Annotated in this window: 23 protein-coding genes and 2 pseudogenes; 14 read left to right on the top strand and 11 right to left on the bottom strand. The window is 71.8% G+C overall.

Going from position 1 to position 26,710, the window contains the following annotated elements:
- The first annotated feature begins 655 nt into the window (after positions 1–655).
- The 5 genes from DZA62_RS15645 to hutI all read left to right on the top strand — a co-directional run bounded on the left by DZA62_RS15645 (position 656) and on the right by hutI (position 7,661).
- A complete protein-coding gene (locus DZA62_RS15645; protein WP_157987700.1) occupies positions 656–1,378 on the top strand; it encodes a hypothetical protein in 723 nt (240 codons plus the stop codon).
- Positions 1,375–3,507 (top strand): Rv1355c family protein, encoded by a 2,133-nt coding sequence (locus tag DZA62_RS15640; protein WP_116949869.1) that lies wholly within the window; start codon positions 1,375–1,377, stop codon positions 3,505–3,507. The genes DZA62_RS15645 and DZA62_RS15640 overlap by 4 nt, the downstream gene beginning before the upstream one ends.
- Positions 3,504–5,738, top strand: a complete 2,235-nt coding sequence (locus DZA62_RS15635) for a putative bifunctional diguanylate cyclase/phosphodiesterase (protein ID WP_157987699.1) — start codon at positions 3,504–3,506, stop codon at positions 5,736–5,738. The genes DZA62_RS15640 and DZA62_RS15635 overlap by 4 nt, the downstream gene beginning before the upstream one ends.
- Before the next feature lie 212 nt (positions 5,739–5,950).
- Positions 5,951–6,448 carry a helix-turn-helix domain-containing protein gene (locus tag DZA62_RS15630; protein WP_069109061.1) on the top strand — a complete coding sequence of 166 codons (498 nt, stop codon included), beginning with the start codon at positions 5,951–5,953 and terminating at the stop codon, positions 6,446–6,448.
- 22 nt (positions 6,449–6,470) lie between these two features.
- Positions 6,471–7,661, top strand: a complete 1,191-nt coding sequence (gene hutI / locus DZA62_RS15625) for an imidazolonepropionase (RefSeq protein ID WP_116949801.1) — start codon at positions 6,471–6,473, stop codon at positions 7,659–7,661.
- Between the two features lie 6 nt (positions 7,662–7,667).
- On the opposite strand, the gene DZA62_RS37240 is transcribed toward hutI, so the two are convergent.
- The gene (locus tag DZA62_RS37240; RefSeq protein WP_269813889.1) at positions 7,668–8,240 is read right to left on the bottom strand and encodes a helix-turn-helix transcriptional regulator; all 573 of its coding nucleotides are present in this window, start codon (positions 8,238–8,240) and stop codon (positions 7,668–7,670) included.
- Positions 8,241–8,345: 105 nt separating this feature from the next.
- Between DZA62_RS37240 and DZA62_RS15615 the strand changes: the two genes are divergently transcribed.
- From DZA62_RS15615 to DZA62_RS15605, 3 genes are all read left to right on the top strand, one after another.
- Complete coding sequence (locus tag DZA62_RS15615; protein WP_116949799.1) at positions 8,346–9,122, top strand: ABC transporter ATP-binding protein; 777 nt, start codon at positions 8,346–8,348, stop codon at positions 9,120–9,122.
- Positions 9,119–11,053 (top strand): FtsX-like permease family protein, encoded by a 1,935-nt coding sequence (locus DZA62_RS15610; RefSeq protein ID WP_116949798.1) that lies wholly within the window; start codon positions 9,119–9,121, stop codon positions 11,051–11,053. The genes DZA62_RS15615 and DZA62_RS15610 overlap by 4 nt, the downstream gene beginning before the upstream one ends.
- Before the next feature lie 84 nt (positions 11,054–11,137).
- Positions 11,138–11,644, top strand: a complete 507-nt coding sequence (locus DZA62_RS15605) for a ferritin (RefSeq protein ID WP_116949797.1) — start codon at positions 11,138–11,140, stop codon at positions 11,642–11,644.
- 57 nt (positions 11,645–11,701) lie between these two features.
- Here DZA62_RS15605 and DZA62_RS15600 read toward each other — a convergent pair whose 3' ends face one another.
- From DZA62_RS15600 to DZA62_RS15580, 5 genes are all read right to left on the bottom strand, one after another.
- Positions 11,702–14,185: a M14 family zinc carboxypeptidase gene (locus DZA62_RS15600; RefSeq protein WP_198663809.1), complete on the bottom strand. Its 2,484-nt coding sequence runs from the start codon at positions 14,183–14,185 to the stop codon at positions 11,702–11,704.
- 357 nt (positions 14,186–14,542) lie between these two features.
- Positions 14,543–15,280: an ABC transporter permease gene (locus tag DZA62_RS15595; protein WP_116949795.1), complete on the bottom strand. Its 738-nt coding sequence runs from the start codon at positions 15,278–15,280 to the stop codon at positions 14,543–14,545.
- Complete coding sequence (locus DZA62_RS15590; RefSeq protein WP_116949794.1) at positions 15,277–16,167, bottom strand: ABC transporter ATP-binding protein; 891 nt, start codon at positions 16,165–16,167, stop codon at positions 15,277–15,279. Before DZA62_RS15590 ends, DZA62_RS15595 begins: the two co-directional genes overlap by 4 nt.
- Positions 16,164–16,481, bottom strand: coding sequence for a transcriptional regulator (locus DZA62_RS15585; protein WP_116949793.1), 318 nt, complete (start codon positions 16,479–16,481; stop codon positions 16,164–16,166). Before DZA62_RS15585 ends, DZA62_RS15590 begins: the two co-directional genes overlap by 4 nt.
- Positions 16,478–17,113, bottom strand: a complete 636-nt coding sequence (locus DZA62_RS15580; RefSeq protein WP_116949792.1) for a transporter — start codon at positions 17,111–17,113, stop codon at positions 16,478–16,480. Before DZA62_RS15580 ends, DZA62_RS15585 begins: the two co-directional genes overlap by 4 nt.
- 343 nt (positions 17,114–17,456) lie before the next feature.
- Between DZA62_RS15580 and DZA62_RS15575 the strand changes: the two genes are divergently transcribed.
- On the top strand, positions 17,457–18,758 hold the full coding sequence (locus DZA62_RS15575; protein ID WP_116949791.1) for an SGNH/GDSL hydrolase family protein: 1,302 nt from the start codon (positions 17,457–17,459) through the stop codon (positions 18,756–18,758).
- Between the two features lie 2 nt (positions 18,759–18,760).
- On the opposite strand, the gene DZA62_RS36395 is transcribed toward DZA62_RS15575, so the two are convergent.
- Together DZA62_RS36395 and DZA62_RS37235 are read right to left on the bottom strand one after the other, a co-directional pair.
- On the bottom strand, positions 18,761–18,955 hold the full coding sequence (locus tag DZA62_RS36395) for a hypothetical protein (protein WP_232827508.1): 195 nt from the start codon (positions 18,953–18,955) through the stop codon (positions 18,761–18,763).
- A gap of 43 nt (positions 18,956–18,998) precedes the next feature.
- Positions 18,999–19,676 (bottom strand): annotated as a pseudogene (locus DZA62_RS37235) (AzlC family ABC transporter permease); the annotation flags it as partial.
- A gap of 49 nt (positions 19,677–19,725) precedes the next feature.
- Between DZA62_RS37235 and DZA62_RS15565 the strand changes: the two are divergent.
- Complete coding sequence (locus tag DZA62_RS15565; protein ID WP_116949790.1) at positions 19,726–20,160, top strand: Lrp/AsnC family transcriptional regulator; 435 nt, start codon at positions 19,726–19,728, stop codon at positions 20,158–20,160.
- A 15-nt stretch (positions 20,161–20,175) separates the two neighbouring features.
- Here the strand turns inward: DZA62_RS15565 and DZA62_RS15560 are convergent, their stop codons facing one another.
- Together DZA62_RS15560 and DZA62_RS37230 are read right to left on the bottom strand one after the other, a co-directional pair.
- The gene (locus DZA62_RS15560) at positions 20,176–21,360 is read right to left on the bottom strand and encodes a heparan-alpha-glucosaminide N-acetyltransferase domain-containing protein (RefSeq protein ID WP_157987698.1); all 1,185 of its coding nucleotides are present in this window, start codon (positions 21,358–21,360) and stop codon (positions 20,176–20,178) included.
- 5 nt (positions 21,361–21,365) lie between these two features.
- Positions 21,366–21,494 carry a hypothetical protein gene (locus tag DZA62_RS37230; RefSeq protein WP_269813888.1) on the bottom strand — a complete coding sequence of 43 codons (129 nt, stop codon included), beginning with the start codon at positions 21,492–21,494 and terminating at the stop codon, positions 21,366–21,368.
- Positions 21,495–21,643: 149 nt separating this feature from the next.
- On the opposite strand from DZA62_RS37230, the gene dnaK reads away from it, so the two are divergent.
- The 4 genes from dnaK to DZA62_RS15540 are packed head-to-tail and all read left to right on the top strand — an operon-like array spanning position 21,644 to position 25,803.
- On the top strand, positions 21,644–23,533 hold the full coding sequence (gene dnaK / locus DZA62_RS15555; RefSeq protein ID WP_116949789.1) for a molecular chaperone DnaK: 1,890 nt from the start codon (positions 21,644–21,646) through the stop codon (positions 23,531–23,533).
- Positions 23,530–24,210 carry a nucleotide exchange factor GrpE gene (gene grpE, locus DZA62_RS15550; protein WP_116949788.1) on the top strand — a complete coding sequence of 227 codons (681 nt, stop codon included), beginning with the start codon at positions 23,530–23,532 and terminating at the stop codon, positions 24,208–24,210. Before dnaK ends, grpE begins: the two co-directional genes overlap by 4 nt.
- Positions 24,211–24,241: 31 nt before the next feature.
- Positions 24,242–25,390, top strand: a complete 1,149-nt coding sequence (gene dnaJ, locus DZA62_RS15545; protein ID WP_116949787.1) for a molecular chaperone DnaJ — start codon at positions 24,242–24,244, stop codon at positions 25,388–25,390.
- A gap of 2 nt (positions 25,391–25,392) precedes the next feature.
- Positions 25,393–25,803 (top strand): heat shock protein transcriptional repressor HspR, encoded by a 411-nt coding sequence (locus DZA62_RS15540; protein ID WP_116949786.1) that lies wholly within the window; start codon positions 25,393–25,395, stop codon positions 25,801–25,803.
- Positions 25,804–25,828: 25 nt separating this feature from the next.
- Here DZA62_RS15540 and DZA62_RS36880 read toward each other — a convergent pair.
- Positions 25,829–26,608, bottom strand: a pseudogene (locus tag DZA62_RS36880) (IS630 family transposase); the annotation flags it as partial.
- Positions 26,609–26,710: the final 102 nt, after the last annotated feature.

Below are 26,710 nucleotides of genomic sequence, written 5' to 3'. Positions count from 1 at the left end.
ACTGAGCGCTATTGTCCGGTGCCGCGAAGCGATGTGGCGAGGAGTGCTGCCGGGTTGTCGTCTGGTGCGGCAAGAAGGCCGCTGAGCTGCTGAACCGTGACGTAGCGTAAGTATTTGATCACTGTGCGTCACGCTCCGGCCAAGATCGATCCCGCTACTCTCCGTCACTTTTTGTTACGCAAAGTAGTTGTTGCGAGATCTGTTTTCCCTGTCTATTCTTTTCAACATCAGCACCGGCAATTAGGTGCTCCAGTCCAATACGTTGGATTGGCCGCGAGGGACGGGGATGTCACGAAAGTGACGCCTTGCGGTCAGGAGCGACTGAGGTGGTGCGATTCACGGCTTCGAGCCGTGACCTTGGACCGGTACGGCCCTCCGCCCTGCACAGGCCGTGCCGTGAAAAGGGGACGTGGTGCGCGCGTCCGGGGACGTTCGCACCACGTCCCAAACGGGGCGGTGGCAGGTTTCCGCGGGCTGGTCCTGCTACCGCAAGGTGGAGACGCGGCGGGTCTGTTGGGGGGCAGGCACCCGTCGCGTTCTCCATTCCGGCGTCACCCTCGCGCCGAGTCGGGCATTATGACATCTATAGCGTGAACGGCGCATACGGTACAGACATAACAGACCGGACGGAGCCGTGAAGCCAGGTGCGGATGCCATGACCACCAGCCCTCTCAAGTCAACTCAGCGCGTCACCGCCCGCGAGTTGTACGGGTTCCGAGACGAGGTCTCGGGCATGACGATGCGCTTCTACACACCGAGCCGGCGGTTCGATCACTGGACCACGTACGTCGACGGCGCCCGGGCCAGCTACCAGCGCTATCGGGTCGAACAGGCACTCACGCTGCCCGCCGCGACGCAGGCGTCCGACACCCCGGTGTTCGCCATCACGTCCGACGACGGCGGGAAGGTCTGGGCCGGCTGGTACGCCAACGGCCCGCTGCGCTCCATGCGCGACGCCTACGCGCCCCGCGAGTTCGTCAGCGAACCGGTGTCCGCCTCGCTGGTGAGCGACTGGATCGAGGCGGCTCTGCCCGACGGCGTCATCGAGCTCAAGGGCGCGTGGGTCGACCCCACGTCGGAGCACAAGTCGGCGCTGGCCGACCTCACGTCGCGGGCGTTCCTCCACGCCATGCGCCTGCTCGGCGTGCGCTACGCGTACTGCTCCGCGGCCGAGCACGCCGCGTCGCGCTGGTTCAACTCCGGCGCCGAGGAGCTCTCCGGCATCATCCCGGCCCGCTACCCCGACGACCGCTACCGCACGACGATGCTGACCTGGGACGGCGAGACAGCCATGGAGCACGCCACCGAGGAGCAGCGCCGGCTGTTCGAGGCGGAATGCCGCACCGCGACGGGCACGGAGGTTCCGGGCGCACGATGACCGATGCCGTCAACGGTGCCGCCTGGCGCCCTGAGCTGGTGGACGACCCCGAGCGACTGGCCGGCCTGCGCGCCGATCCCGCGGTCCAGGTGGTCGACACCATCGAGCAGCAGCAACGCGACCTCGCCCGGCTGCTCTCCGCGCCGCCGCCGGAGATCGTCGGCGAGCCGACGCGGTGGTTCTTCTACCCGTGGCGGCGCGCCCTGATCCACCTGCTGGGTCCGGAGGCGTTCCAGACGCTGCGCACCGACCGCAACCGCAACAAGATCACCGCCGAGGAGCAGCGACGACTGCGGCGGCTCTCCGTCGGCGTCGCCGGCCTCAGCGTCGGCCATGCCATCGCGCACACGCTGGCGCTCGAGGGCAGCTGCGGGCACATCCGGCTGGCCGACTTCGACGAGATCGAGCTGTCCAACCTCAACCGCATCCCGGGCACCGTCTTCGACCTCGGCGTGAACAAGGCGGTCGTGGTGGCCCGCCGCATCGCCGAGCTGGACCCCTACATCGACGTGAGCATCGAGCCGTCGGGCCTCGCCCTCGATTCCATCGACACGTTCCTCGACGGCCTGGACATCGTGGTCGAGGAGTGCGACTCGTTCGACGTCAAGCTGGCCCTGCGCGACGGCGCGCGGCGGCACCGGCTGCCGGTCGTCATGGAGACCAGCGACCGCGGGCTGCTCGACATCGAGCGCTACGACCTCGAGCCGGACCGCCCGCTGTTCCACGGCCTGCTCGGCGACGCGCGCCCGGCCGACCTCATGGGCCTCTCGACGCACGACAAGGTCCCGTACGTGCTGCGGGTGCTGGAGCCGGCCGAGCTGTCCGCGCCGATGGCCGCCTCGATGGCGGAGGTCGACGAGAGCCTCAACACGTGGCCGCAGCTGGGCGGCGACATCACGCTGGGCGCCGCGACGGTGGCCGCGGCCGTCCGCAAGCTCGGCCTGGGCGCTCCGCTGCCGTCCGGACGGGCGCGCGTGGACCTCGACGCCGTGCTGGCCGGCCTGGCCGACCCGCCGCCGCCCGCCGGCGCCGACTTCGGCGTCGACCTCGTCGTGGACCCGGAGCCGCCGCCGGCCGAGCCCCGTGCCGCCGTCGCGCACGCCGCGCGCCTGGCGCCGTCGGGTGGCAACACGCAGCCGTGGACGTTCACGATCGGGCCGGACGGGCTCGACATCGTCCTCGACCCGAGCCAGACCTCCACCCTCGACGTCGCGTTCCGCGGCAGTCACGTCGCCATCGGCGCGGCGCTGTTCAACGCCAGGGTCGCGGCCGCCCGGCACGGACTGCTCGGTGAGGTGGAGATCCTGGCCGGCGGCGACCGCGTCGCCGGCCTGCGCTTCGGCGTCGGTTCGGACCCGGAGCTGGCCGGCCTCTACGACGCCATGCTCCAGCGGGTGTCCAACCGGCACTTCAACGAGCCCAAGCCGCTGCCGGAGCAGACGGCCGACGTCCTGCGCGCCGCGGCCACGGCAGAGGGCGCCGACGTCCACCTCGTCACCGGCCGCGACCAGCTGCACCGGCTGGCCGAGCTGCTGGGCGAGTCCGACCGGCTGCGCTACCTCACCGAGCAGCTGCACCGGGAGATGATGCGCGAGCTGCGCTGGCCCGGCATCGACGAGCTCGACTGGGGCATCGACGTCCGGACCCTCGAACTCGACGCGTCCGACCTGGCCAAGCTCGGGGTCGCCCGCCGGACCGACGTCATGGCGGTGCTGGCCGAGCAGGACCTCGGCCGGGCGCTCGGCGAGTCCACCCGCGACCGCGTCCACGCCGCCACCGGGCTGGCCGTGGTCTCGGTCGCGGGACCGTCGCCGGCCGACTACGTGCGCGGCGGCCAGGCGGTCGAGCGGGTGTGGATCGAGGCCGAGCGACTGGGCCTGTCGGTGCATCCGATGTCGCCGGTGTTCATCTTCGGCGTCGACGACGGCGACTACGTGGAGCTCTCACCCCGGTACGCCGATCGGCTTCGCCGGCTACGTGGTGAATTCGCCGAGATCGTCGGACTCGGGCAGAGGCACGTCGCACTGGTGATGCGGATCGGATACGCTCCTAGCGTCAGCGTCCGGAGCCGCCGCCTGTCTGCCCATCGCACCGTCCGGGACGCCCTGGAGGCAGGGAGCAACCTATGAAGATGGACCCGGAGACGATTCAGCCGCTCCTCGAAGCGCTGGCTCGGGCCACGGATTCCATCTCGGCCGACGTACTCGCCGTCGAAGGCGGCATGCCCCTGGTGTCGTGGGGCAGCGCCAGCGCGGCCGGCGTCAAGGGCAAGGACATCACCATCATGCGTGATGCCATCCGCACGGTGACCGCCGAGGTCGCCGGTCGGCCCGGCACCGACCCGGTCGAGCGCGACACACAGGCCGGATACACCATCCTCGCCACCAAGGTGGCCTACCGCGACTTCGTCGGCAGCATCTGCCTCATGCGGCTCGGCAGCTCGCCGTACTCGGTGAAGGACCGCGACCTGCTGGCGGTGTCCGCGCAGCTGTGCACCGCGGTCATGGAGGCCGGCGAGATCACCGACCAGCACGGCCGGCTCGACGCCCTGGTCACCTACGTCGCCGCCGAGTTGATGGGCGTCACCGCCCGCGACCTCGCCGAAACCCTGTTCCGGGTCATCAGCGAGTTGGGCCGCTACTTCGGCGCCGACACCTGCTTCCTCCGGCACAACGACCCCGAGCTGCAGGCCAGCGTGCTGGTCGACGAGTGGCCGCGGCGGCTCGACGTGCCCGATCCCGACCCGCTCGGCATCGTGCCGTGGGACACCGACGACCCGATCTTCTCGATGGTGCGCGACCAGCGCGAGCCGTTCATCACCCGGCCGTCCGACGGCCAGTTGAGCTACCAGGAGCGGGTCCGCGCCGGTTCCGGCGTGCCCGAGGTCTCGCTGGCCACGGTGCCGCTCATCCACGACGACACCACGCTGGGCGTGCTGGGTCTGATCCACTTCGGCGACCGCATCTGGACCCGCGCCGAGGTGCGGGCGCTGCGCGCCATCGCCTCGCTGCTGGTGCAGCTCGACGCCCGCGTGGCGGCCGAGGAGAGCCTGCACCATCAGGCCTACCACGACGAACTGACCGGGTTGTGGAACCGCCGGGCGTTCGTCGAGGACCTCAACGCCGTGCTCGAGGCCGACCCTCGGGCTCCGCTCGCCGTGCTCTTCGCCGACATGGATCGGCTCAAGACGGTCAACGACGTGCTGGGTCACACCGTCGGCGACAGCTTCATCCAGGCCGTGGCTCAGCGCCTGCGCGACTCCGTCCGGCCGAACGACGTGGTCGCGCGGCTCGCCGGCGACGAGTTCGTCATCGTGCTGCACGAGATCGGGTCGACGTCCGCCGCCGAGCGGGCCGCCCGGCGCATCCTCGACCGCGTCGCCGAGCCGCTCGAAGTGGGTGGTCACGCCATCAGCCGCAGCGCCAGCATCGGCGTCGTGGTCAACGGGGACATGCCCAGCACGGTCGACGAGCTGCTCGGCAACGCCGACGTCGCGCTGCTCGAGGCCAAGGAGCGCGGTGGAGACTCGGTAGTGGTGTTCAACGACGACCTGCGTTCCAAGCTCCTCGTCCGCGCCGACCTCGAGTTGCGCCTGCGCTCGGCCATCACCAACAACGAGATGCGGCTGTACTTCCAGCCCGAGTTCGACCTGCGCGACGGCCGCCTGACCGGTGTCGAGGCGCTGGTGCGCTGGCAGCACCCGGAGCGCGGGCTGCTCGCGGCCGACGCCTTCATCTCCGTCGTCGAGGAGATCAACCTCTCCGCGGAGCTGGGCCGCTGGGTGCTCGAGGAGGCCTGCCGGCAGCTCGCGTCATGGAAGCGCACCTCGCCGGTGCCGCCGCCGCTGGTCCGGGTCAACATCTCCGCCGGCGAGCTGATCAGCGCCGACTTCGTCGGCTTCGTCGCCACGCTGCTGAGCCGGTACGGCCTGGCGCCGGCCGAGCTGGGCATCGAGATCACCGAGAGCACCGTCATGCGCGAGATCGACGACGTGCAGGCCACCCTCAACGGGCTGCGCGGCCTGGGCGTCACGCTCGCCATCGACGACTTCGGCACCGGCTACAGCTCGCTGGCCCAGCTGAAGCAGCTCCCGGTCGACATCCTGAAGATCGACCGCAGTTTCGTCTCGGCGCTGGCCGAGAGCAGTGGCGATCGCGCCATCGTCGCCGCGATCGTCCGGCTCGCCGAGGCCTTCAACCTGACCACGGTGGCCGAGGGCGTCGAGGACCCGGCGGCGGTCACGACGCTGCTCGACCTCGGCTGCTACCGCGCTCAGGGGTTCTTCATGTCCAAGCCGTTGCCTGCCCAGGTGGTGCTGGAGCAGGCCCGGAATCCAGGAGTACCGCTTCGCATGGTGTGACGTGGAACACGTGCCGTTGGCGTGTCCTCGCCTGACCTCCTAGCATGCGAGCTGAACAAAGTCGCGGACGGCCGGTGATCAATCGGCCACGATTGCCCGGTATTCTCTGATCTGTCCCGGGCGTGGTCCGGGACCCTGCCAGGGGGGCGGCGCAGGCGTGCTGGTGCGGGCGGATCAGTACGGAGGACGAGGCACCTTTGGGGAGCTCGACGATGAACGACGGCAGTCCGGACTCGACGGAGGAGGACTTCGCGAAGGTCGTGGGCGCACGGTTGCGCGCGTTGCGCAAGCGTCGGCGGCTGTCGCTCCAGGCTGTCGAGGAGAAGTCCGGTGGCCGGCTGCGCGCTGTCGTGGTCGGTTCTTACGAACGCGGTGACCGCGTGGCGTCGATCCGACGCATCGCCGAGCTCGCCGAGTTCTACGGCGTCCCGGTCGACACTCTGGTGTCCGACGGCGCCCGGTCCCGTATCCCGACGCAAGAGGGCAAGCTGGTCCTCGACCTCGACGCACTGCGCAACGCGCCGCCCGAGGCCGAGCGGCTGGCCACCTTCGTCGCGTCCATCCAGCGGCAGCGCAACGACTTCGGCAGCCCGGTGCTGACCATCCGCTCCGAGGACATCTCGCTGGCCGCACTGCTCTACGAGATCCCGCCGGCCGAACTGCGCGAGAAGCTCGTCGCGTGGGGCGTCCTGGCCGCCAGCTCTGCCTGAGCCCGCACGTTAGGCTCCCGTCGTGGCGACCACTCTCCTCGACGGAATCGGGCTGCTGGTCACGAACGACCCCGCACAGGGCGACGGCTCGCCACTCGGTGAGATCTCCGGCGCCGCCCTGATCGCCGACTCCGGTGGTCAGGTCCTCTGGGTGGGCCCGGCCCCCGCCGCACCCAGCGCCGACACCCGCATCGACCTCGACGGACGCTGTGTCGTTCCCGGTTTCGTCGACAGCCACTCCCACCTCGTCTTCGCCGGCGACCGCTCGGCCGAGTTCGCCGCGCGCATGACCGGCCAGCCCTACGCCGCCGGTGGCATCCGCACGACCGTCGCGGCCACCCGGGCCGCTCCCGACGAACTGCTCGGCCTCAACCTCGCCCGGCTCGTGCGCGAGATGCGCCGCCAGGGCACCACGACCGTCGAGATCAAGAGCGGCTACGGCCTGACGGTGGCCGACGAGGCCCGCGCGCTGGCGCTGGCCGCCGAGCACACCGACGAGACCACCTACCTCGGCGCTCACGTCGTGCCGGCCGAGTACGAGGCCGACCCGGCCGCGTACGTCGGCCTCGTCACCGGACCCATGCTCGACGCCTGCGCGCCGCACGCCCGCTGGATCGACGTGTTCTGCGAGACCGGAGCCTTCGACGCCGACGCCGCCCGCGCGGTGCTGACGGCGGGCCTCGGCCGCGGCCTCGGCGCGAGGGTCCACGCGAACCAGCTCGGCCACGGCCCGGGCGTCCAGCTGGCCTGCGAGCTCGGCGCCGCCAGTGCCGACCACTGCACGTTCCTCGACGACGCCGACGTCGCCGCACTGGCCGGCTCGGGCACTGTCGCGACGCTGCTGCCCGGCGTCGAGTTCTCCACCCGCTCGCCCTACCCCGACGCCCGCCGGCTGCTGGCCGCCGGCGTCACCGTCGCGCTGGCCACCGACTGCAACCCGGGTTCCTGCTACACGTCGTCGATGCCGTTCTGCGTCGCGCTGGCGGTCCGGGAGATGCGCATGACGCCGGCCGAGGCGCTCTGGGCGGCGACGGCGGGCGGCGCCGCTGCGCTGCGGCGCACCGACGTCGGACGGCTCTCGCCCGGCGCCCGCGCCGACCTCGCCATCCTCGACGCGCCGTCGTACGTGCACCTCGCCTACCGGCCCGGCGTGCCGATCATCGCCGACACCTGGCTCGGCGGGCGGCCGGGCTCAGCCGGCGTCGTGCGGTAGCGACCGTCAGCCCTGTGCGTCGTCGCGCAGGTAGGCGACGACGGCCGTCACCCGGCGGTCGGCGGACTCGCGGTCGACACCGAGCTTGGCGAAGATGCGGCCGATGTGCTTGCGCACCGTCGCCTCGCTCACGAAGAGCCGGCCCGCGATGACCGTGTTGGTCAACCCCTCCGCCATCAGCTCCAGCACCTCGCGTTCGCGGGGCGTGAGCGCGTGCACGAACGTGGACCGGCCCGGCTCCGGTGCCGCCACCCGGCGCGACGGCACCGGTGCCGCCGACCGGCGGACGAGGCGGAGCTGAGCCCGGCCGAGCCGGGCGAACACGTACAGCTCGGCGGTCAGCAGCGCCGCTCCGGGCAGCACCGTGAGCCAGGCTTCGCCGCTGGTGTCGATCAGCCAGAAGCCGAGATCGATCTGATCGGCACCGACCAGGGCGGGCGCCACCATGAGGATGGCGGGCAGCGTGGCGGCGACGACCACGACGACGACGTCGATCACCGCGAGCGCGGCCGCGAGCAGGACGGTGGCCGGTAGTGGGAGCGCACGCTGCGCCACCAGGGCGCCGGCTGGCGAAGTCATGCCCTCACCGTACGGGGGTGGCGTCCGCGCTACCCCCCGTGGACGAGCGAATGTCTCGTGCACGCCCATACCGGAACCGGCGTCGCCGGCTTTGGATGGACCACGATGTCCGAGACGACGCCACTCCCACCCGCCCTCTCCGGCCGCGCGGGCCCGCCCGACGCGGCGGTCGCCGCCATCGGGGTGACCAGGACCTACGGTGCCGGGGCCACGTCGGTGGCCGCACTGACCGACGTGAGCCTCCAGGTCCCGCCCGGGACCTGGCTGGCCGTCATGGGCCCATCGGGCTCGGGGAAGTCCACGCTGCTGCACTGCCTGGCCGGGCTCGAACGGGCCGACGCCGGCCGGGTCGTGCTGGCCGGCGAGGACATCACCGGGGCCTCCGATCGGGCGTTGACCCGGCTACGGCGCACCGCGGTCGGCTTCGCCTTCCAGAACTTCAACCTGGTCGGCTCGCTGACCGCTGCCCAGAACGTCGCCCTGCCGTTGCGACTGGCGGGCGCCCGCCCGTCTCGCGCGCGGATCCGTGCCGCGCTCGAGTCCGTCGGGCTCGGTGACCGCGCCCGTCACAAGCCCGGCCAGCTCTCCGGCGGCCAGCAGCAGCGAGTGGCGCTGGCCCGGGCGATCGCGACGCGCCCGGCGGTGCTGTTCGCCGACGAGCCCACCGGGGCGCTGGACTCCGCCGCGTCCCGGACGGTGCTCGGCCTGCTCCGCCGGATGGTGGACGGCGGCCAGACCGTCGTCATGGTCACCCATGACCCCGCCGCGGCGGCGGCCGCCGACAGCGTCGTCTTCCTGGTCGACGGCGGCATCGCCGACCGGCTGGAGCGGCCGTCGGCCGGTGCGGTCGCGGCCACCCTGGCCGGGCTGGAGCGCCGGTGATCGGCCTGTCGCTGCGCGGGTTCCGCGATCGCTGGCCGCTGTTCGCCGGCGCCGTCGTCACCGTCGCCGCCGGAGTCGCGCTGATCGCCTCCGCCGTGACGATCGCCGCGTCCGCCACACCGCCCGATACCGGTGGCCTGCCGCCGCACGAGGCGGCCACCGTCCGCGACGCGTTCGACGGCGTGGCCACCGTGATGATCATCAGCGCGATACTCGCCGGGTTCCTCACCGTCTTCATCGTCGCGACCACGTTCTCGTTCACCGTCGCCGAACGCCGCCGGGACCTCGCCCTCTTGCGGCTGCTCGGTGCCGGACGCCTCCAGGTGCGGCTGGTCCTCACCGGGGAGGCGGTGCTCCTCGGGACCGCCGGCGCGGCCCTCGGCCTCCCGCTGAGCGGCCCGGCGGTGCGAATGCAGCTGTGGTTGCTGCGGCGGGCCGAGTTCGTGCCGGACGGGTTCGTCCTCACCCGCCCGGCGTGGCCCGGGTGGGTCGCCGCCGGCATCGGCGTCGCGGTGGCCGTGCTCGGAGTGGCGGCCGCGTCACGGCGCGCGGCGCGGATCCCGCCGTTGGAGGCGGTGCGCGGCGCCCCCGCGGCGGCGTCGGTGATGACCGCCGGACGGTGGGCCGGCGGCCTGGCGATGCTGGCACTGACCGTCGCGCAGGTCGTCGCCGCCTCGTTCGTCGGTGTCGTCGTCGCCCTGGCGCTGGGCCTCGGGGTCGCGATCACCGGGGCGGTCGCGTTCAGCCTGCTCGGCCCGGCGCTGCTGCCGCCGGTGAGCCTGCTCCTCGGCGCCCCGGCGCGGGCGAGCACCCTCGGCCGCCTCGCTCACTCCAACGTCCGCGACGGCGTCCAGCGGTCGGCCTCGACCGCGGCCCCGGTGATCGTGCTGGTCGCGATGGTGCTCAGCATCACCGGCGCCGTGAACGCCACGACCAGCGCGGTCACCGTCGAGCAACGCACACGGACCGACGCGGACCTGGTGGTCGCCACGACCGGCGCGCACACCGGCGACCTCGCCCGGCTGCCGGGGGTGGACGCGGCGTCGGCCGAACAGGTGCTGCCGCTCGCCGTGGACCTGCCCGCCACCGACGACGAGGGCCCCGCGACCGAGCGGCAGCTCGACGGGATCGCCGTCATCGACCCCGACGCGTACGGCCGGGTGCATCGGGTCCGCCCGGTCGCCGGTGAGCTCTCCGACCTCACGGGGCCCGCGATCGCGGTGATGCAGCGGCCCACCGACGGCGTCCGCCACACACCGGGCGAGCGCGCGACGGTGGTCATCGGCGACACCCTCGTCGACGTGCGGATCGCCGTGGTCCTGCCCGAGCGGCTCTCGGGCCGGCAGCAGATCCTCGTGCCGCGCGACCTGGTGCCCGAGGCCGAGCTGGCCGCCGCGCCCGCCGACGTCCTGCTCCGCGTCGCGGCGGGCCACGACCCGGCGACGGTGGCGCAGGCGGCCGGCGCCTACGGCGAGGTCATCGGCGTCGACGCCTGGATCGCCGCGGCCGCCCGTGACCAGCAGCGGACCAACACCGCCACGCTCACCGTGCTCCTGGTGCTCGCCGCGCTCTACACCGTCATGGCAGTCGTCAACGCCATCGTCATCGCCGGCACCGGCCGACGCCGGGAGCACGCCGTCGCGCGGCTCTCCGGACTGACCCGCGGCCAGGTGGTCGCGACCACAGCCGTGGAAGCGCTCATCGTCACCTCGACGGGTCTCGTCCTCGGCGCGCTCGTGGTGGCCGCCGCGCTCGCCGGCATCGCCGTCGCGGCCCGCCGGTCCGTCGGCACGGCGATCGTCGAGGTCCCGTGGATGCTCGCCGCCGCGACGGCCGGCGGCACGCTGTTGCTGGCCGCCGTCGTGGCGCCGGCCGTCTCGCTGCTCGTGACCCGCACCCGTCCCGTCGTCCTGGCGGCCGCGCGCGAATGAGCCCGCAGACAGGTTCGGCGAACCTACGCAAGGATAGGCACGACTTCGTGGAAATGCGTTCTGAGCTGCGTTAACGTCGACCACATGAAGCTCAACGACACGCTTGCCAAGGCCTTCTCCGAGCAGATCACGCTGGAGCTCGAGTCGTCGATCGCGTACCTGCAGCTGGCCATCGCGCTCGAGGACGCCAATCTGCCGGGTATGGCGTCGTGGATGCGCATCCAGTCCGACGAGGAGCGTGTGCACGCGGCCAAGTTCACCCAGCACGTCACCGACCGCGGCAACCGCCCGCAGATCGGCGACATCTCGGCGCCGAAGGACCCCGGCCCCACAGTGGTGGCGGCGTTCGAGGCGTCGTTGGCGCACGAGCAGCGGGTGTCCGAGTCCATCCGGTCGCTGTACCGCCTCGCCGTCGCCGAGGGCGACATCGACAGCCTGCCGCTGCTCAGCTGGTTCGTCGAGGAGCAGATCGAGGAGGAGTCCACGGTCTCGGAGGTCCTCGGCCGCCTGCACCTCATCGGCGACGACGGCCCCGGCCTGCTGCGCCTCGACGCCGAGCTCGGCGCCCGCACCCCCGGCCAGGACCAGTAGCACGCGCCGCCCCCGCGGTCCGGGCGCCGGACCACGGGGGCGGGACGAGTCGGCCGGCTACCGGGCCTTCAGCCGCGCCGCCAGCTCCGCCGCCGGCACCGTGGTGCCGGGGCCGTTGTACAGCGCGTTGGACACGATCGTCCACGTCGCCCGCGGCCAGCTGCGGAACGTGATGTCCGCACTCGCCACGGTCGCCTCGCCGGCGCCGACCGGCACGGTCACGACGTTGGCCAGCCCGGCCAGGGTCGCTTGGCCGTGCGCGTAGCCACTGGCCAGGAGCTCACCCGTGGCCGGGTACGTGGCGCCGACGGTGGCGCCGGCGTCGGCCGCCACCCGGTACGCCGGGCTGTTGTTGAACCAGATCGGCCAGTTCGCCGGCATGCCCCAGGTGGCCGGGGCGGCCGGGTCGAACTGCGCGTTGAGCAGCGTGCCGGGAGCGCTGAACGCCGCCCGGTCGGCCGGCGTCGCGTTGGTGATCGGCAGCCCCAGCAACTCGCGCGCCGTCTCCGCCGCCGTGCCGACCGCCACCAGGTTGCCGCCGTCGCGCACCCACGTCGCCAGTGCCTGCCAGCCGGCCTCGCCGACGCCGCGGGCCCAGTGGTACTCCTCGGGGTACTGCGCCGGGTTCAGGCCGGTGACGATGCGCGCCTTGGTGACGCCCGGCGCGACGAGGATGGTGTCGAACTGCGCCAGGTTCGCGTAGTCATCGGCCTCGACCACCTCGTAGTTCAGCCCGTAGGTGTCGGCCAGCCACATGAGCCAGCCGCCGGGCATGTTGTTCGCCCCGCGAATCAGGCCGATCCTGGTGTCCGGCTTCAGCTCCAGCGCGTCGACCGCGGGCACCTGCGGCGACGTCGTCACCGGCAGCGCGGTGAGCTGCGACACCTCGGTCAGCGTGCCGCGGGCGGCCGCCGTCGCGGGCACGATCAGGGTGCCCGGTTCGTAGGTCGTGTTGCCGACGCCGAAGCCCGACGCCGCGCGGAACACCGGGACGTCGTCCTCCTGCAGCCGGGCGATCGCGTGCGTGAGCCCGTACGTCGTCGGCCGCACCAGGTAGGCGCCGTTGGCCGGAGCGTTCGGCACCGCCGGCGCCGTGATGTCCGCGGCCGAGATCCGCTCGGTGCGAGCCACCCGCGCGTCGTCGACCTGCTGCACCGTCAGCCCGAGCAGCATCGCGAGATTGTCGGTGGTCTCGCTGTACGGCATGATCAACGGGCAGTCGGCGCACTTGCGGGCCTGGTTCGGGTACTGGTCGAGCTCCAGCACCTGGTCGACCCAGCTGCCCATCGGCTGCTGCGACTGGATCAACAGCGTGCCGGCCGGATAGGTCTGCCGGCCCACCCGCACCGTCGACAGCGCGCGGTCGACCTCGACGCCGGCGATGTCGAAGATCTCGACCAGCTGCTTGACGGCGTACGGGTCGCGCTGGCCGGCCGGGACGAGGTAGGTCTCGGGTCCGCCGTCGGGCTCCATGTTCTTGCGGTTGACCTGGTAGAGGTTGTTGTACAGCCAGTCGTCGGCGTCCTTGGCCACGCTCTCCAGGCCGGTGTACATCGACAGCTTCGCGTACTCGACGATCTGCTCCAGCGTCCAGGTCTCGTCGGTGTACGGGTCGAACGTGCGCATCGTTCGGTCGCGGGCGCCGGGCGGGGTGCCGTCGGGGTTGGAGAACGGCAGGGCGAGGTCGCGCACCGAGGCGATCTCGTGCAGGAACAGCGACGCGCCGCGGTGCGGGCCGGTGCCGAACACGTCGGCGTTCCAGAAGATGCCGTACGCGTCGTCGGTGCTGACGCCGGGCAGGCCTTCCTCGGCGGCGGCATTGGCGATCTCGGCGCCCAGTGCGTTCGACGCGGAGATCGTGATGGAGTCGATGTTCGGGCCGAGCGGCTCGTCGAACGGCGGCACCCACATGCGCGGGCTGTTGGCGCCGGCCTGGTGCATGAAGTGCAGGATCACCGGCCGGTACCGCTGCTCCAGGCGGGTGCGGATGCGCGACTCCTCCTGGGTGAAGAAGATCCAGTCGCGGTTGTTGTCGTGCCCGACGTACTTGTGGTAGAGGTCCGGGTACGTGCGGGCGTAGCTCGTGCCCTCGGTCTCGTTGAAGTAGTCGACCATCAGATGCTGGCCGTCCGGGTTGGCCGACGGCACCACCAGGATCACGAGGTTGTCCAGGATGTTCTGGACGTACTCCGACCGCTCGGTCGACAGCCGGTGGATCACGTCGACCAGCGCCGGCAGGTTGCCCACCTCGCTGGAATGCAGGGTCGCCTCGAGGTAGTAGACCGGGACGCTCTGCTCGGCCAGTGTGCGGGCCTCGCTCTCGGTGAGGTCCGCGCGCGGGTCGGCCAGTCGTTCGTTGGCGTCCAGGATCTCGTCGAGCCGGGCCAGGTTCTGCGCCGAACTCACCCGCAGGACCGGGTATTCGTTGCCCATCGTGGTGGTGCCGGCAACCTCGTACTCGACGCTGTCCGATTCCTCGGCGACCAGCTCGAAGTAGTCCTTGATCTGCTCGAAAGGCGCCAGCTTTCCGCTGGTGCCCATGGCGAATCCGAAGAATTCCGTTGGCGTGGGAATGTCATCAGCAGCAGCGTCCGCGGTGCTCGTTCCTCGCTCGCCTGGCACGACGACCAGCACAGTTGCGGCGAGGGCGGCTGCGGCCACACCCGTCAGAGCGCGCTTCATTGACATCGTCGGGACCTCCGGTGAATAGTGCCCGGCGACGCATCTCGGTGCCCTGCGGATCGCCGGACAAACTGATGTGGGGGTCCACGTAACCTAGCGACAGGAATCCTGAGGGTCAATGCTCATGTCGCGAGACAAGATGCTATTGACGGTGCAATAACGAACCGGTAAATTAGGCCCGACTTTCCGGGATTCCGGGTGCCGTGGCCATTCGGCTCAGCTGAACCGGCGGCCCTCGTCGCGGCGGTAGGCGAACACCGCGGCGCCGCCGGCCGCCACCGTCCACACCGCGAGCATGACCATCGACAGCGGGTCGACGGTGAAGTCCGAGACCGCCGCCCAGATCAGCTCCGCCGCGCCGCGCGTCGGCAGGAACGGGGCGATGGTGTCGATGAACCCGGGCAGGTCCTCGGGGTCGCCCATGAGGCCGCCGCCGAAGGCCAGCGGCAGGAACGAGATGGTCGCCACGGCGGTGGCGGCCTTGGCCGGCAGCGAGTAGCCGATGGCCAGGCCCAGCAGCGTGAACGGCACGACGGCGACGACCAGCCCGCCGAGTGCGGCGAGGAATCGGGCCGGCGTCAGTGTCGCCTCCGTGAACAGCACGGCGATGAGCACCACCGGGACCACCGCCACCAGCACGAACGCCGTCCCCACGAGCACGCGGGCGGCGAACCGCGGACCGGCGCCGGTCGGCAGCGTCCGCACGAACGACTCCCACGGCAGCGCGCGGTCCTCGGCCACCCCCGAGCCGTACTGGAACAGGCAGGTGACCATCGTCGCGAACACCACCATCGACGCGGTCGCGACGGTGGCGGCGCGCGGGTCGTCCGCCGCGTTCGGGACGACGAAGAACAGCATGGACGCCGCCGGGAAGAACACGGTGGCGATGACGGCGACCGGGATGCGCAGTGTCTCGACGAACTGGTAGCGGGCGTGGGTCAGGGTGAGGCTCATGCGAGGCTCCGGTGGTCGTCGGTGGTCAGGGCCAGGAACGCGTCCTCGAGTGACGTGCTGCGCACCTCGAGGCCGCGGAACGGCACGCCCGACGCGACCAGCGTGCGGACCAGCTGGTCGGCGTCCGTCGTCATGAGGTGGACGCGGCCGGCGTCGTCGCGGTCGGTGGACACGACGCCGGGCAGTTCCGGCAGGTCGGCCGCCGCGACGCTGACCCGGCGCATCCCCGCGACGTCGCGGATCTCGGCGGTGCTGCCGTCGCGGATGACGCGGCCGTGGTCGATGACGACGACCCGCTCCGCCAGCGCCTCGACCTCCTCGAGGTAGTGGCTGGTCAGCACGACGGTGCCCCCCTCGCCGTGGAACGCGCGGATGCCGTCCCAGAGCTGATGCCGCGCGTCGACGTCGAGGCCGGTGGTCGGCTCGTCCAGGAAGACGATCTCGGGCCGGCCGGCGAATGCCAGCGCGACGGCCAGGCGGCGGCGCTGCCCGCCGCTGAGCGCGCCGCACTGGCGTCCCTCCAGCCCCGTCAGGCCGAACCGCGCGAACAACTCGTCCGGCGGCACCGGGTTCACGAAGTGCGCCGACACGAGGTTCGCGGTCTCGCCGACACGCAGGCTCAGCGGCAGCCCGGTCTCCTGCGGCGTGACCCCGAGGATGCGCCGCGTCGCCGGCGTCATCGGGTCGGCGCCACGGATCTCCACGCGCCCGTCGTCCGGCCGGCGCAGGCCCACGAACAGGTTGATCAGCGTCGACTTCCCGGCGCCGTTCGGGCCGAGCAGCCCGACCAGCTGGCCGCGCGGGATGTCGAGGTCGACCTGGTCCAGCGCGACGACGTCGCCGTAGCGACGCGAGACGCCGACGGCGCGAGCGATGAGGTCGGTCATGGATGCTCCGTTCCCGCGGCGCCGTCGAGCAGGGCGCGGATCGCCGCCGTGTAGTCGTCGAACGCGGCGCGGCCGCGCGAGGTCAGGGCGACGTAGGTGACCGGCCGCCGTCCCTGGTGGGTCTTGGTGATCTCGACGTAGCGGGCCTCCTCGAGCTTGCCGAGGTGCACCGAGAGGTTGCCCGCCGTCATGTCGAGGACCTTCTGCAGGTAGGGGAAGGTCATGTGGTCGCCGACGTGCAGCGCGGACAGCGCCGCGACCACCCGGAGCCGGGCCTGGGCGTGGATGACCGGGTCGAGCCCGGGCGCCGTCATTCCCCGGCCCGCCTGGCCGCCGCCGGCGCCACCAGTCCGGCGACGATCAGCGCGCCCCCGCCCGCCACCGAGATGACCAGCGAGTGCCAGCCCGGGCCGGCCAGCACGCCGGCGAGGTTGACCACCAGCAGCCAGCCGCCGAGCACGAGCAGGCTCCAGTCCAGCCAGATGGCCGCGCCGGCCAGATAGAAGACGCCGGTCAGGGCCACGCTGACGGCGCCGAACAGCAGCCCCTGCTGGTCGTCGGGCAGGTGCTCGGCGATACGGCCCAGGATCGGGAAGACGGTGCCGAATGCCAGCGCCCAGCTGACGCCGTACATGGCGCCGCGACGGTTGCTGTCGCCGCCGACCTGACTCGCCTCGCGCGCCGCCGTCCCGATGGTGATGGCGACGGCGACGGCCATCAACGTGAACAGCACGACCAACGGCAGCGCGTCGGGCAGGTCGACCCACGGCCCGTCGGTGCCCGGGCCCTGGTCGAGCGTGAACAGACCGAACGCGAGGAACCAGGTCAGCCCCCAGGGCAGGTAGTACAGCAGCATCGTGCCGCGCTGCCGGTCGGTCACCGCGGCCCGCTCGCGGGCGATGAGGCGCAGCGACTCCTCGGGGGTGAGTTCCTCCGGGTCGGTCATGGCTGGACTTTAAAACGCAAACTAGTTTGCGCGCAAGGGTGGCGAAGCGTCCCTTGGGTGAGACGGGTCATCGTGAGGCGTTCTGGTGCATCGCGAGGCATGCTTGCCTGGTGGGGCGGGGGAACGCCTGGCGTCGTACGCGATCTCAGGGCGCGGCGCCGCTCCGCCGCCGGACGATCGGACTCACTCGTCTCGTGGACAACGAGGGCGGGAAACCGCTTACCGCACCAGGGTGGCCGTTCGCCGCATCGTGGCTGGCGGGTCGGCGTGCGGCGGATCTAGCGTCACGAGTGCCGCGCCCGGTCACCCCCCCGCCGGGCGCGGCCGACACGAGGAGACGCCGATGCCGCTGTCCCGTTCGCTGCCGAGATCCCTTCGACGCTGGGCCGGGCCGCTCGCCGCGGCGGCCGCGGGCGCCGTGCTCGTCGCCGGTGCCACGACCGCCGCCCCATCGAACGACATCGTCGCGCCGCACCCACCGGCCGAGGCCGCGCCCGCGGCCGGCGGCGACTGGGCCGGCACCTGGGCCACCGCGGTGGCCCGTCCGCAGAACGGCCAGCCGCTGGCCGGGTTCACCGACACCACCTTCCGTCAGCGGGCGCACGTCTCCGTCGGCGGCTCCCAGGTCCGGCTCCGGCTGACCAACGTGTACGGAACCCAGCCGCTGATCGTGCAGGCGGCGACGCTCGCGCTGCCGGGTGCGGCGCCGGGCGACGTCGATCCGGCGACCGTGCGCGAGGTGACGTTCTCCGGCGACACCAGCGTGACGATCCCGGCCGGCGCCGAGCTGGTCTCCGACCCCGTCGAGCTGCGGATCGCCGACGACAGCGACGTCCTGGTGAGCCTGTACGTGCCCGGCCCGACCGGCCCCGCGACGTACCACGCGGCCGCGTACTCGACCGGCTGGATCGCGACCGGCGACCAGACCACCGCGCCGTCGGTGTCGTCGTTCCCGCAGACGACGACGTCGTTCTGGTTCCTCGACGGGCTCGACGTGCGCGGCGCGGCGTCCGGCGCGGTGGTGTTCCTGGGCGACTCGATCACCGACGGCGCCGGCTCGACCCGCGACACGAACCGGCGCTGGCCCGACTACCTGGCCGACCGCATGCTCGAGCAGCCACGGCCGCACCGGTTCGGCATCCTCAACGCGGGCATCGGCGGCAACCGGCTGCTGCTGCACGCCAACAGCCCCGGTCAGGGCGACAACGCTCTGGCCCGGTTCGACCGCGACGTCCTGACGCAGACCGGCGCCGGCACGGTGGTGGTGTTCGAGGGCATCAACGACATCCAGCAGCCGAACTCGCAGTACGACCCGGAGCGGCTGATCGCGGCATACGAGCAGATCATCGAGCGGGCCCACGACCAGGGCATGCGGGCGGTCGGCGCGACCATCGGCCCGTTCCAGGGCTGGGGCTCGTGGACGCCGGAGCGCGAGGCCGTGCGGGCCGCCGTCAACGAGTGGATCCGCGAGTCCGGCGCGTTCGACGCGGTGATCGACTTCGACGCCGTCCTGCGCGATCCGGACGAGCCGCTGCGCATGCGCGCCGAGTACGACTCCGGCGACCACCTGCACCCGGGCGACGCCGGCTACCAGGCCATGGCCGACGCCGTGGACCTGAGCGAGTTGTCGCCGCGGCGGCGGTGAGCTCAGGTGAGGTTGACGAGGACGACGTAGACGGCGGTGCCGGCGCCGACGCTCAGGATCGTGCGCCGGCCGCAGCCGAGATGAACCGCCACCGTCACCGCCACCGCGAGCAGCGCGTACGGCGCCGTCCGCGGATCGGCGGTGACGGTGCCGTGCAGCGCGGTGACGGCGAGGATGCCCAGGATCCCCACCGGCATCCACACCGCCAGCCGGTGCGCCGCCGCCGACCGGCGCAGCAGCCATCGCCGCCAGCATGGCCACCTGTGGGGCGACCACGAGGGCGGCGCCCGCGCTGACCCCCGCCAGCAGGACGGCGGGGATCTCGCGCCGCGACCGGAAGGCGTCCAGCGCCAGCACGGTGAACAGCGCGCAGAGGGCGAACTCCAGCCCCTCGACGGGCGCGGGCAGCACCGCCCCGACGGCCACCCCGGCCAGGCCGCCGCCGACCCAGTACGCCTGGCAGGTGACCTGCATCGCGAGCAGTCGAGGCCCCGATCGCGACGCGGCCGGCAGCGCGGCGTTGACGGCGTACACCTCGTCGATCAGCGCGTAGACGGCGTACGCCCTGGCCAGCGGGTGCCGGACCAGGTGCAGCGGGAAGGAGAATGCGTAGAAGACGTGCCGCGAGTTCACCACCAGGACGGTCAGCGCGATCGCCGCCAGCCCGGTACTCGCGGCGACCATGCCCACCAGGAGCAGTTCCAGCGAGCCGGCGAACGCGGCCAGTGAGAGCGCCGGCGCGAGCCACCACGGCAGCCCCGCCTGCAGGACGAGCAGCCCGAGCGCGATGCCCAGCGGGAAGATCCCCAGCCCGGCCGAGAAGGAGTCGCGCACGCCCGCGGCGAGCTGTTGCCGCTGGCGGGCGGCGGCGGGGACGTCCTGGAGCACCCCGCCATCGTCTCGCGGACGGCGTGCCATGTGGTTGCGAAGATTGCGTCGCGTGCCCCAGATGCGGCAACCTTCTCGCATGGACGGGATCGACCGAGCAATCATCGCCGAGCTGGAGCGTGACGGTCGCCTGACCAACGTCGAACTGGCGCAGCGGGTCGGGCTGACGACCGGGCCGTGCCTGCGGCGCGTCCAGCGGCTGGAGTCCAGCGGCGTCATCCGCGGCTACCGCGCCGTCGTCGATCCCGCCGCCGTCGGCCGGTCCTTCGAGGCCCTCATCGACCTCACCCTCGACGCGCAGGACGCCGACACCGTCGCGCACTTCGAGGACGCGCTCGGGCGGGCCGGCGAGGTGCTCGAGCTGCGCCGGCTGTTCGGCAGCCCCGACTACTTCGTGCGGGTGGCCGTCGCCGATCTCGCCGCCTACGAGAGCTTCCTCAGCCGGCACGTCATGACGATCCCGCACGTCAAGGGCATCACGTCGCACTTCACCATGAAGATCGTCAAGCCTTAGGGGCGTCACGCATCCCTAGCGGCGCGACGGCGACAGCACGGCGTCCCGCCCCGCGCGCCCGAGAGCGGCCGCCACCGCCTCCAGCGGGCCGCGCCCGATGAAGGCCCGCCAGGGGATCGCGATCGCGAACATGATCGCGACGTGCACCAGGTAGGTCGACACGTCGTGGCCCTGGATCGGCCCCGACAGCAGTACGACGTGCAGGGTGTAGAGGGTGAACGTCATGCCGCCGATCGCCGCCAGCGGCCACACCAGCAGCCGGGCGCGGAGTGCGAGCAGCAGCATCAGCCCGAGTACCGCGGCGCTGGTGCCGATGGTGTGCAGCAGGTCGAACGGTGTCGCGGTGTGTGGCGCCGCCACGATCAGCCACCACCAGCTGGTGGCCGGGGTGGTGCCGTAGAACGACGCGTTGTTCACCGCCCCGGCGAAGTCGAACGGACTGGCCGGGTGCCCACCCAGTCCGGCGGTGACCAGGTGCTCCAGCCCGCCGTTGTCGAGCAGGACGGTCGACGTCACCCAGGCGGCCACGGCCAGCGCGGCGCCGCCGGCCAGCAGCGCCGTCGCGACCCGGGCCGACGACAGCGCCAGCCGGCCGATGCCCAGGCCGACCAGCACGTAGGCCAGCCAGGGGAACACCGGGTAGTAGCCGGTGACCAGCAGTTCGCGCAGCAGGTCGCCGGGCTGCTCGAGCGACTCGAACGTGGGGGTGTCGTACGACGCCAGAGGTTCGCCGATGCGCCAGTAGTGGTTCAGCAGCGGCGCGCCGACGGCCCAGACCAGCCCCAGCGGCAGCAGGATCCGCGGTCCCAGCCCGAGGAAGGGGATCGCCAGCAGGAACAGCACGCCGTAGTACGCCAGGATGACCGCGACGCCGGACGGGAACGCGCCGAGGCACAGGCCGACGAGGAAGATGACGAGCGCGCGCAGCGCGACGCTCACGCTCGCGGCGGCCAGCGGCCGTCCACGCCGGGGCGTGCGGCCGCCGGTGGCCAGTGCCAGTCCGACGCCGGCCAGCAGCGCGAACAATGCCGACGACCGGCCGCTGGCGATGAGTCTCGACGCCGTCATGCCGCCGTCCTCGCCGATGGCCGGGAGGATGTGCACCGACATCATGCCCAGGAGGGCGATGCCGCGGGCCGCGTCGACGCCGAGCAGCCGGCTGCGGACGGCGACCGGCCGCGCGTCCTCCTGGACGGCCACGGCGGCTAGAAGACGAGGGCGGCGAGGAACGGCGCCACCCCGGCGATCAGGCAGAGGATCAGCACCACCGCCACGATCTTGGTGCGCGCGTCGGTGCGCCGGGGTGCGTCGTCGTCCTGGGACTCCGGGAACATGGCGGCCAGCGTACGCCGCGAATCCGAGGGAATCCTCAGAGCGGCCCGGTCGTTGTGCGGTACGTGAGAAGTTGAGCCACAGGGGCTCAAGGTTATAGTTGAGCCATACTGACTCAACACTGCTGAGAAACACACTGGAGGTAACTGCCATGGCACGTGCCGTCGGCATCGACCTGGGCACGACGAACTCCGTCGTCGCCGTCCTGGAGGGTGGCGAGGCGACCGTCATCGCCAACGCCGAGGGGTCCCGTACCACCCCGTCCGTCGTGGCCTTCGCCAAGAACGGCGAGGTCCTGGTCGGTGAGGTCGCGAAGCGCCAGGCCGTCACCAACGTCGATCGCACCATCCGCTCGGTCAAGCGTCACATGGGTACCGACTGGTCGGAGAAGATCGACGACAAGGACTTCACGCCGCAGCAGATCTCCGCGTTCGTCCTGCAGAAGCTGAAGCGCGACGCCGAGGCGTACCTGGGCGAGACCATCACCGACGCCGTCATCACCACGCCGGCGTACTTCAACGACTCCCAGCGCCAGGCCACCAAGGAGGCCGGCGAGATCGCGGGCCTCAACGTGCTGCGCATCGTCAACGAGCCCACCGCGGCCGCGCTGGCGTACGGCCTCGACAAGGGTGAGCACGACCAGACCATCCTGGTCTTCGACCTCGGTGGCGGCACCTTCGACGTCTCGCTGCTCGAGATCGGCGAGGGCGTCGTCGAGGTGAAGGCCACCAGCGGCGACAACCACCTCGGTGGCGACGACTGGGACCAGAAGGTCGTCGACTGGCTCATCGGCCAGGTCAAGTCCGCGCACGGCATCGACCTCTCCAAGGACAAGATCGCCATGCAGCGCGTCCGTGAGGCCGCCGAGCGGGCGAAGATCGAGCTGTCGTCCAGCACCCAGACGTCCATCTCGCTGCCCTACATCGCGCAGGACGCCGAGAAGAACCCGGTGCACGTCGACGAGACTCTCTCGCGCGCGCAGTTCGAGCAGATGACGGCCGACCTGCTGGCCCGCACCAAGTCGCCGTTCCAGAACGTCGTCCGCGACGCCGGCATCTCCGTCGACCAGATCGACCACGTGGTCCTGGTCGGTGGCTCCACCCGCATGCCCGCCGTCGTCGACCTCGTGAAGGAGCTGACCGGCGGCAAGGAGCCCAACAAGGGCGTCAACCCGGACGAGGTCGTCGCCGTGGGCGCCAGCCTCCAGGCCGGCGTGCTCAAGGGCGAGGTCAAGGACGTCCTGCTGCTCGACGTCACCCCGCTGTCCCTCGGCATCGAGACCAAGGGCGGCGTCATGACGAAGCTGATCGAGCGCAACACCACCATCCCGACGAAGCGCTCGGAGATCTTCACCACTGCCGACGACAACCAGCCGACGGTGGGCATCCAGGTCTACCAGGGCGAGCGCGAGATCGCGGCCTACAACAAGAAGCTCGGCACGTTCGACCTCACCGGTCTGCCGCCGGCGCCGCGCGGCGTCCCGCAGATCGAGGTCACCTTCGACATCGACGCCAACGGCATCGTGCACGTGTCCGCCAAGGACCTCGGCACCGGCCGCGAGCAGTCGATGACGATCACCGGTGGCTCGTCGCTGCCCAAGGACGACATCGACCGCATGGTCCGCGAGGCCGAGCAGTACGCCGAGGACGACCGCAAGCGCCGCGAGGCCGCCGAGAACCGCAACCAGGCCGAGTCGCTGGTCTACCAGACCGAGAAGTTCCTGGCCGACAACACCGAGAAGGTCGGCACGCTCTCCCAGGAGGTCCGCGACGACGTCGACACCTCCCTGGCCGAGGCCAAGAAGGCGCTCGAGGGCAACGACGAGGCGGCCATCAAGTCGGCCACCGAGCGGCTGCAGACCGCCTTCCAGGCGCTCGGTGCGGCCATCTACGCCAGCGCGCAGGCCCCGTCCGGCGACGGCGCCCAGGCCGGCCCGGCCGACGGCGACACCGCCGGCGACGACTCGTCCGCCACGAGCGACAACGCCGAGGAGGACGTCGTCGAGGCCGAGATCGTCGACGACGAGAAGGACACCAAGTGACCGATGCGCAGCGACCCGGGGGTCCGGGAGACGACCCCGAAGAGCTGAAGCCCGTCATCCGCGACCGGCGCCGCATCGATCCCGAGACCGGTGAGCGGCGGGCCGACGGCGACGCGGCCGCGGACGCGGGGGTCTCGGCTCCCGCGTCAGACGCCGCGGCGGGGGCGGCCGGCGAAGAGCTGGCCGCCGCCCGCGCCGAGGCGGCCGAGCGGCTCGACGACCTGCGGCGGCTGCAGGCCGAGTACGTCAACTACCGCCGCCGGGTCGACCGCGACCGCGAGGTCAACCGCGAGGCGGCCAAGGCCGAGGTCCTCTCCGAGCTGCTCGGGGTGCTCGACGACATCGGCCGGGCGCGCGAGCACGGCGACCTCAACGGTGCGTTCCGGTCGGTCGGCGAGGCGCTGGAGTCGGTGACGGCGAAGGCCGGCCTGGTCCGCTACGGCGAGCCGGGCGACGCCTTCGACCCGATGATCCACGAGGCGCTCATGCACGGCTACGCCGACGACGTCGAGGTGCCCACCTGCACGCAGATCCTGCAGCCCGGCTACCGCATCGGCGAGCGGGTCATCCGGCCCGCGCGGGTCGCGGTGGCCGAGCCCACGGAGGCGCTGCCGGTCACGCCCGCCGAGTCGCCCGTGGCGGACGACTCGGCGGAGAATAAGGACGACCAGAACTGACGTTCCGTAGACGGAGAGGAGGGGCGAGCCCGTGAGCACGAAGGACTGGATCGAGAAGGACTACTACAAGATCCTCGGTGTCTCGAAGGACGCCGACGCGGCCACGGTCAAGAAGGCCTACCGCACTCTGGCTCGCGAGCTCCACCCCGACCGCAACAAGGACGACAAGGCCGCGGAAGAGCGCTTCAAGGACGTCTCCGAGGCGTACTCCGTGCTGTCCGACCCCGCCAAGCGCAAGCAGTACGACGAGGCGCGCACGCTGTTCGGCAGCGGCATCCGCACGCCGGCCGGCGGGGGCGGCGGGTCGTTCAACTTCGACCTCGGCGACCTGTTCTCCGGTAGCGGCAGCGGCGGAATCGGCGACGTGTTCGGCGGCATCTTCGGCCAGCGCAACCGGCCGCGGAGCACCGGCGCGCGCCGGGGCGCCGACGTCGAGCGCGAGGTGACGGTCACGTTCACCGAGGCCGTCGAGGGCAAGACCATCCCGCTGAAGCTCACCAGCTCGTCGGCGTGCTCGGCCTGTGCCGGCACCGGCGCGCGGGCCGGCACCGTCCCGCGGGTCTGCCCGACGTGTTCGGGCACGGGGTTCACCAGCACCGACTCCGGCGGGTTCGGCATGGCCGAGCCGTGCAAGGACTGCCGGGGCCGCGGCCTGGTGGTCGACGACCCGTGCCCGGTCTGCAGCGGCTCCGGCCGCGGCACCACGAGCAAGGTCATGCACGTGCGCATCCCGGCCGGCGTGGTCGACGGCCAGCGCATCCGGCTGCGCGGCAAGGGCGTGCCGGGCGAGCGCGGCGGCCCGGCCGGCGATCTGTACGTCATCATCCACGTCGGGTCGCACCCGGTGTTCGGCCGCCGTGGCGAGCACCTCACGGTCACCGTCCCCGTGACATTCCCCGAGGCGGCGCTGGGTGCCGACATCAAGGTGCCCACGCTGGGCGGTAGCGCGGTGACGCTGAAGCTGCCGCCGGGCACGCCCAACGCCCGCACCTTCCGGGTCCGCGGTCGCGGCGCGCCCCGTAAGGACGGCACTCGCGGCGACCTCCTGGTCACCGTCGAGGTCACGGTGCCGCCGTCGCTCAAGGGCGACGCGAAGCAGGCGCTCGAGGAGTTCCAGACGGCCACCTCGGGCGAGGACGTCCGAGCCGAACTGATGGGCCTGGCGGCGAAGGAGGGGTGACCATGGAGGCCGGAGGACGGTTCATCGTGGCGATGTCCGGCGCCGCCCGGCTGGTCAGCGACGACGAGCCGCTGTACGTCATCTCCGTGGCGGCCGAGATGGCCGGCATGCACCCGCAGACGCTGCGTCAGTACGACCGCCTCGGGTTGGTGTCGCCTCGGCGCACCCCCGGCGGCGGTCGCCGCTACTCTCTGCGCGAGGTCGAACTGCTCCGCGAGGTGCAGCGGCTGTCCCAGGAGGACGGCGTCAACCTCGTGGGCATCAAGCGCATCCTGGAGCTCGAAGCCGAGGTGCACGCCCTGCGCGATCAACTGGCGCTGCTGACCGGCGCTGTCCCGGAATCCGCCGGCTACCTGCCGGTGCAGGCGTATCGATCGGCTCTGGCGGTGTATCGGCCCGGCCCGACGAGCTGAGCCCGGCCGGCAACGGCAGGAAGAACAGCCTCAGCTGGCCGCAGGTCGACTCCACGAACCGCTGCGCCTCCTCCGACCGCTGCGCGGGTCCGCCGTCGACCACGACGTACGCGGGCCGGCGCGCGTCGTGCAGGAGCCGCCGGCAGAAGTCGACGAACGTCTCCGCGCCCGCCTCGCCACCGTAGGCGGCGAACCGCAGCGCGCCCTTCGTGGTGACGACGGAGATCATGTGCGTGGCCGCCTCGCCGGCCCCGCCCGCCTCGGCGTCGAAGCCGACCACCGACTCGTCGCAGAAGTACAGCGTCGCTCCGCTCACCTCGGCCGCGATCCTGATGTTGGGGAACTCCTCGTGTTTCCACCGGGCCAGCGCGTCCGGGGTGCTGCGCGTGGCGCGGGCCAGTGGACGTTCCGGCGACAGGCCCATCCGGTCCAGCAGGCGGCCGACCGAGGCGACGCTCAAGGCGACCTCCAGCTCGCGGCGCACCACCACGCGGACCACCTGACGGGTCCACAACGCCGCATCGAAGCGCAGGTCCCGGGGGTCGCCGTCGACGATGACCGCGAACAGCCGGCGTAGCTGCTGGTCGGTGAGCTTGGGCGGACGTCCGGGCGGCGGCTTGGCGCGCAGGGCCTCCGGGCCGTCCGCGCGGTAGCGCGCCACCCAGCCGTACACCGTCTTGCGGTGCAGGCCGAGGGCGAGCGCCACCTCCTCGGGGTGCGCCCCCTCGACGACCTCGCGCACGGCCTTCAGACGCAGTTCTTCCAGCAGCTTGTGGTCCAGTTTTCGTCCATCATTGTCCCGCACGTGAATAATGGTGCCATATGCATCGGGTCGACATACTTATGAACTGATTGCTAGCAGTGCCCCCGACGCCTGTAAAGCTTTGTTTTCCGCCCTTAACGGAGC

The organism is Jiangella endophytica (assembly GCF_003427025.1).
GTDB lineage: Bacteria > Actinomycetota > Actinomycetes > Jiangellales > Jiangellaceae > Jiangella > Jiangella endophytica.
The sequence above is the reverse complement of the archived record's forward strand: the minus strand, read 5'-3'. Positions and strand labels throughout refer to the sequence as shown.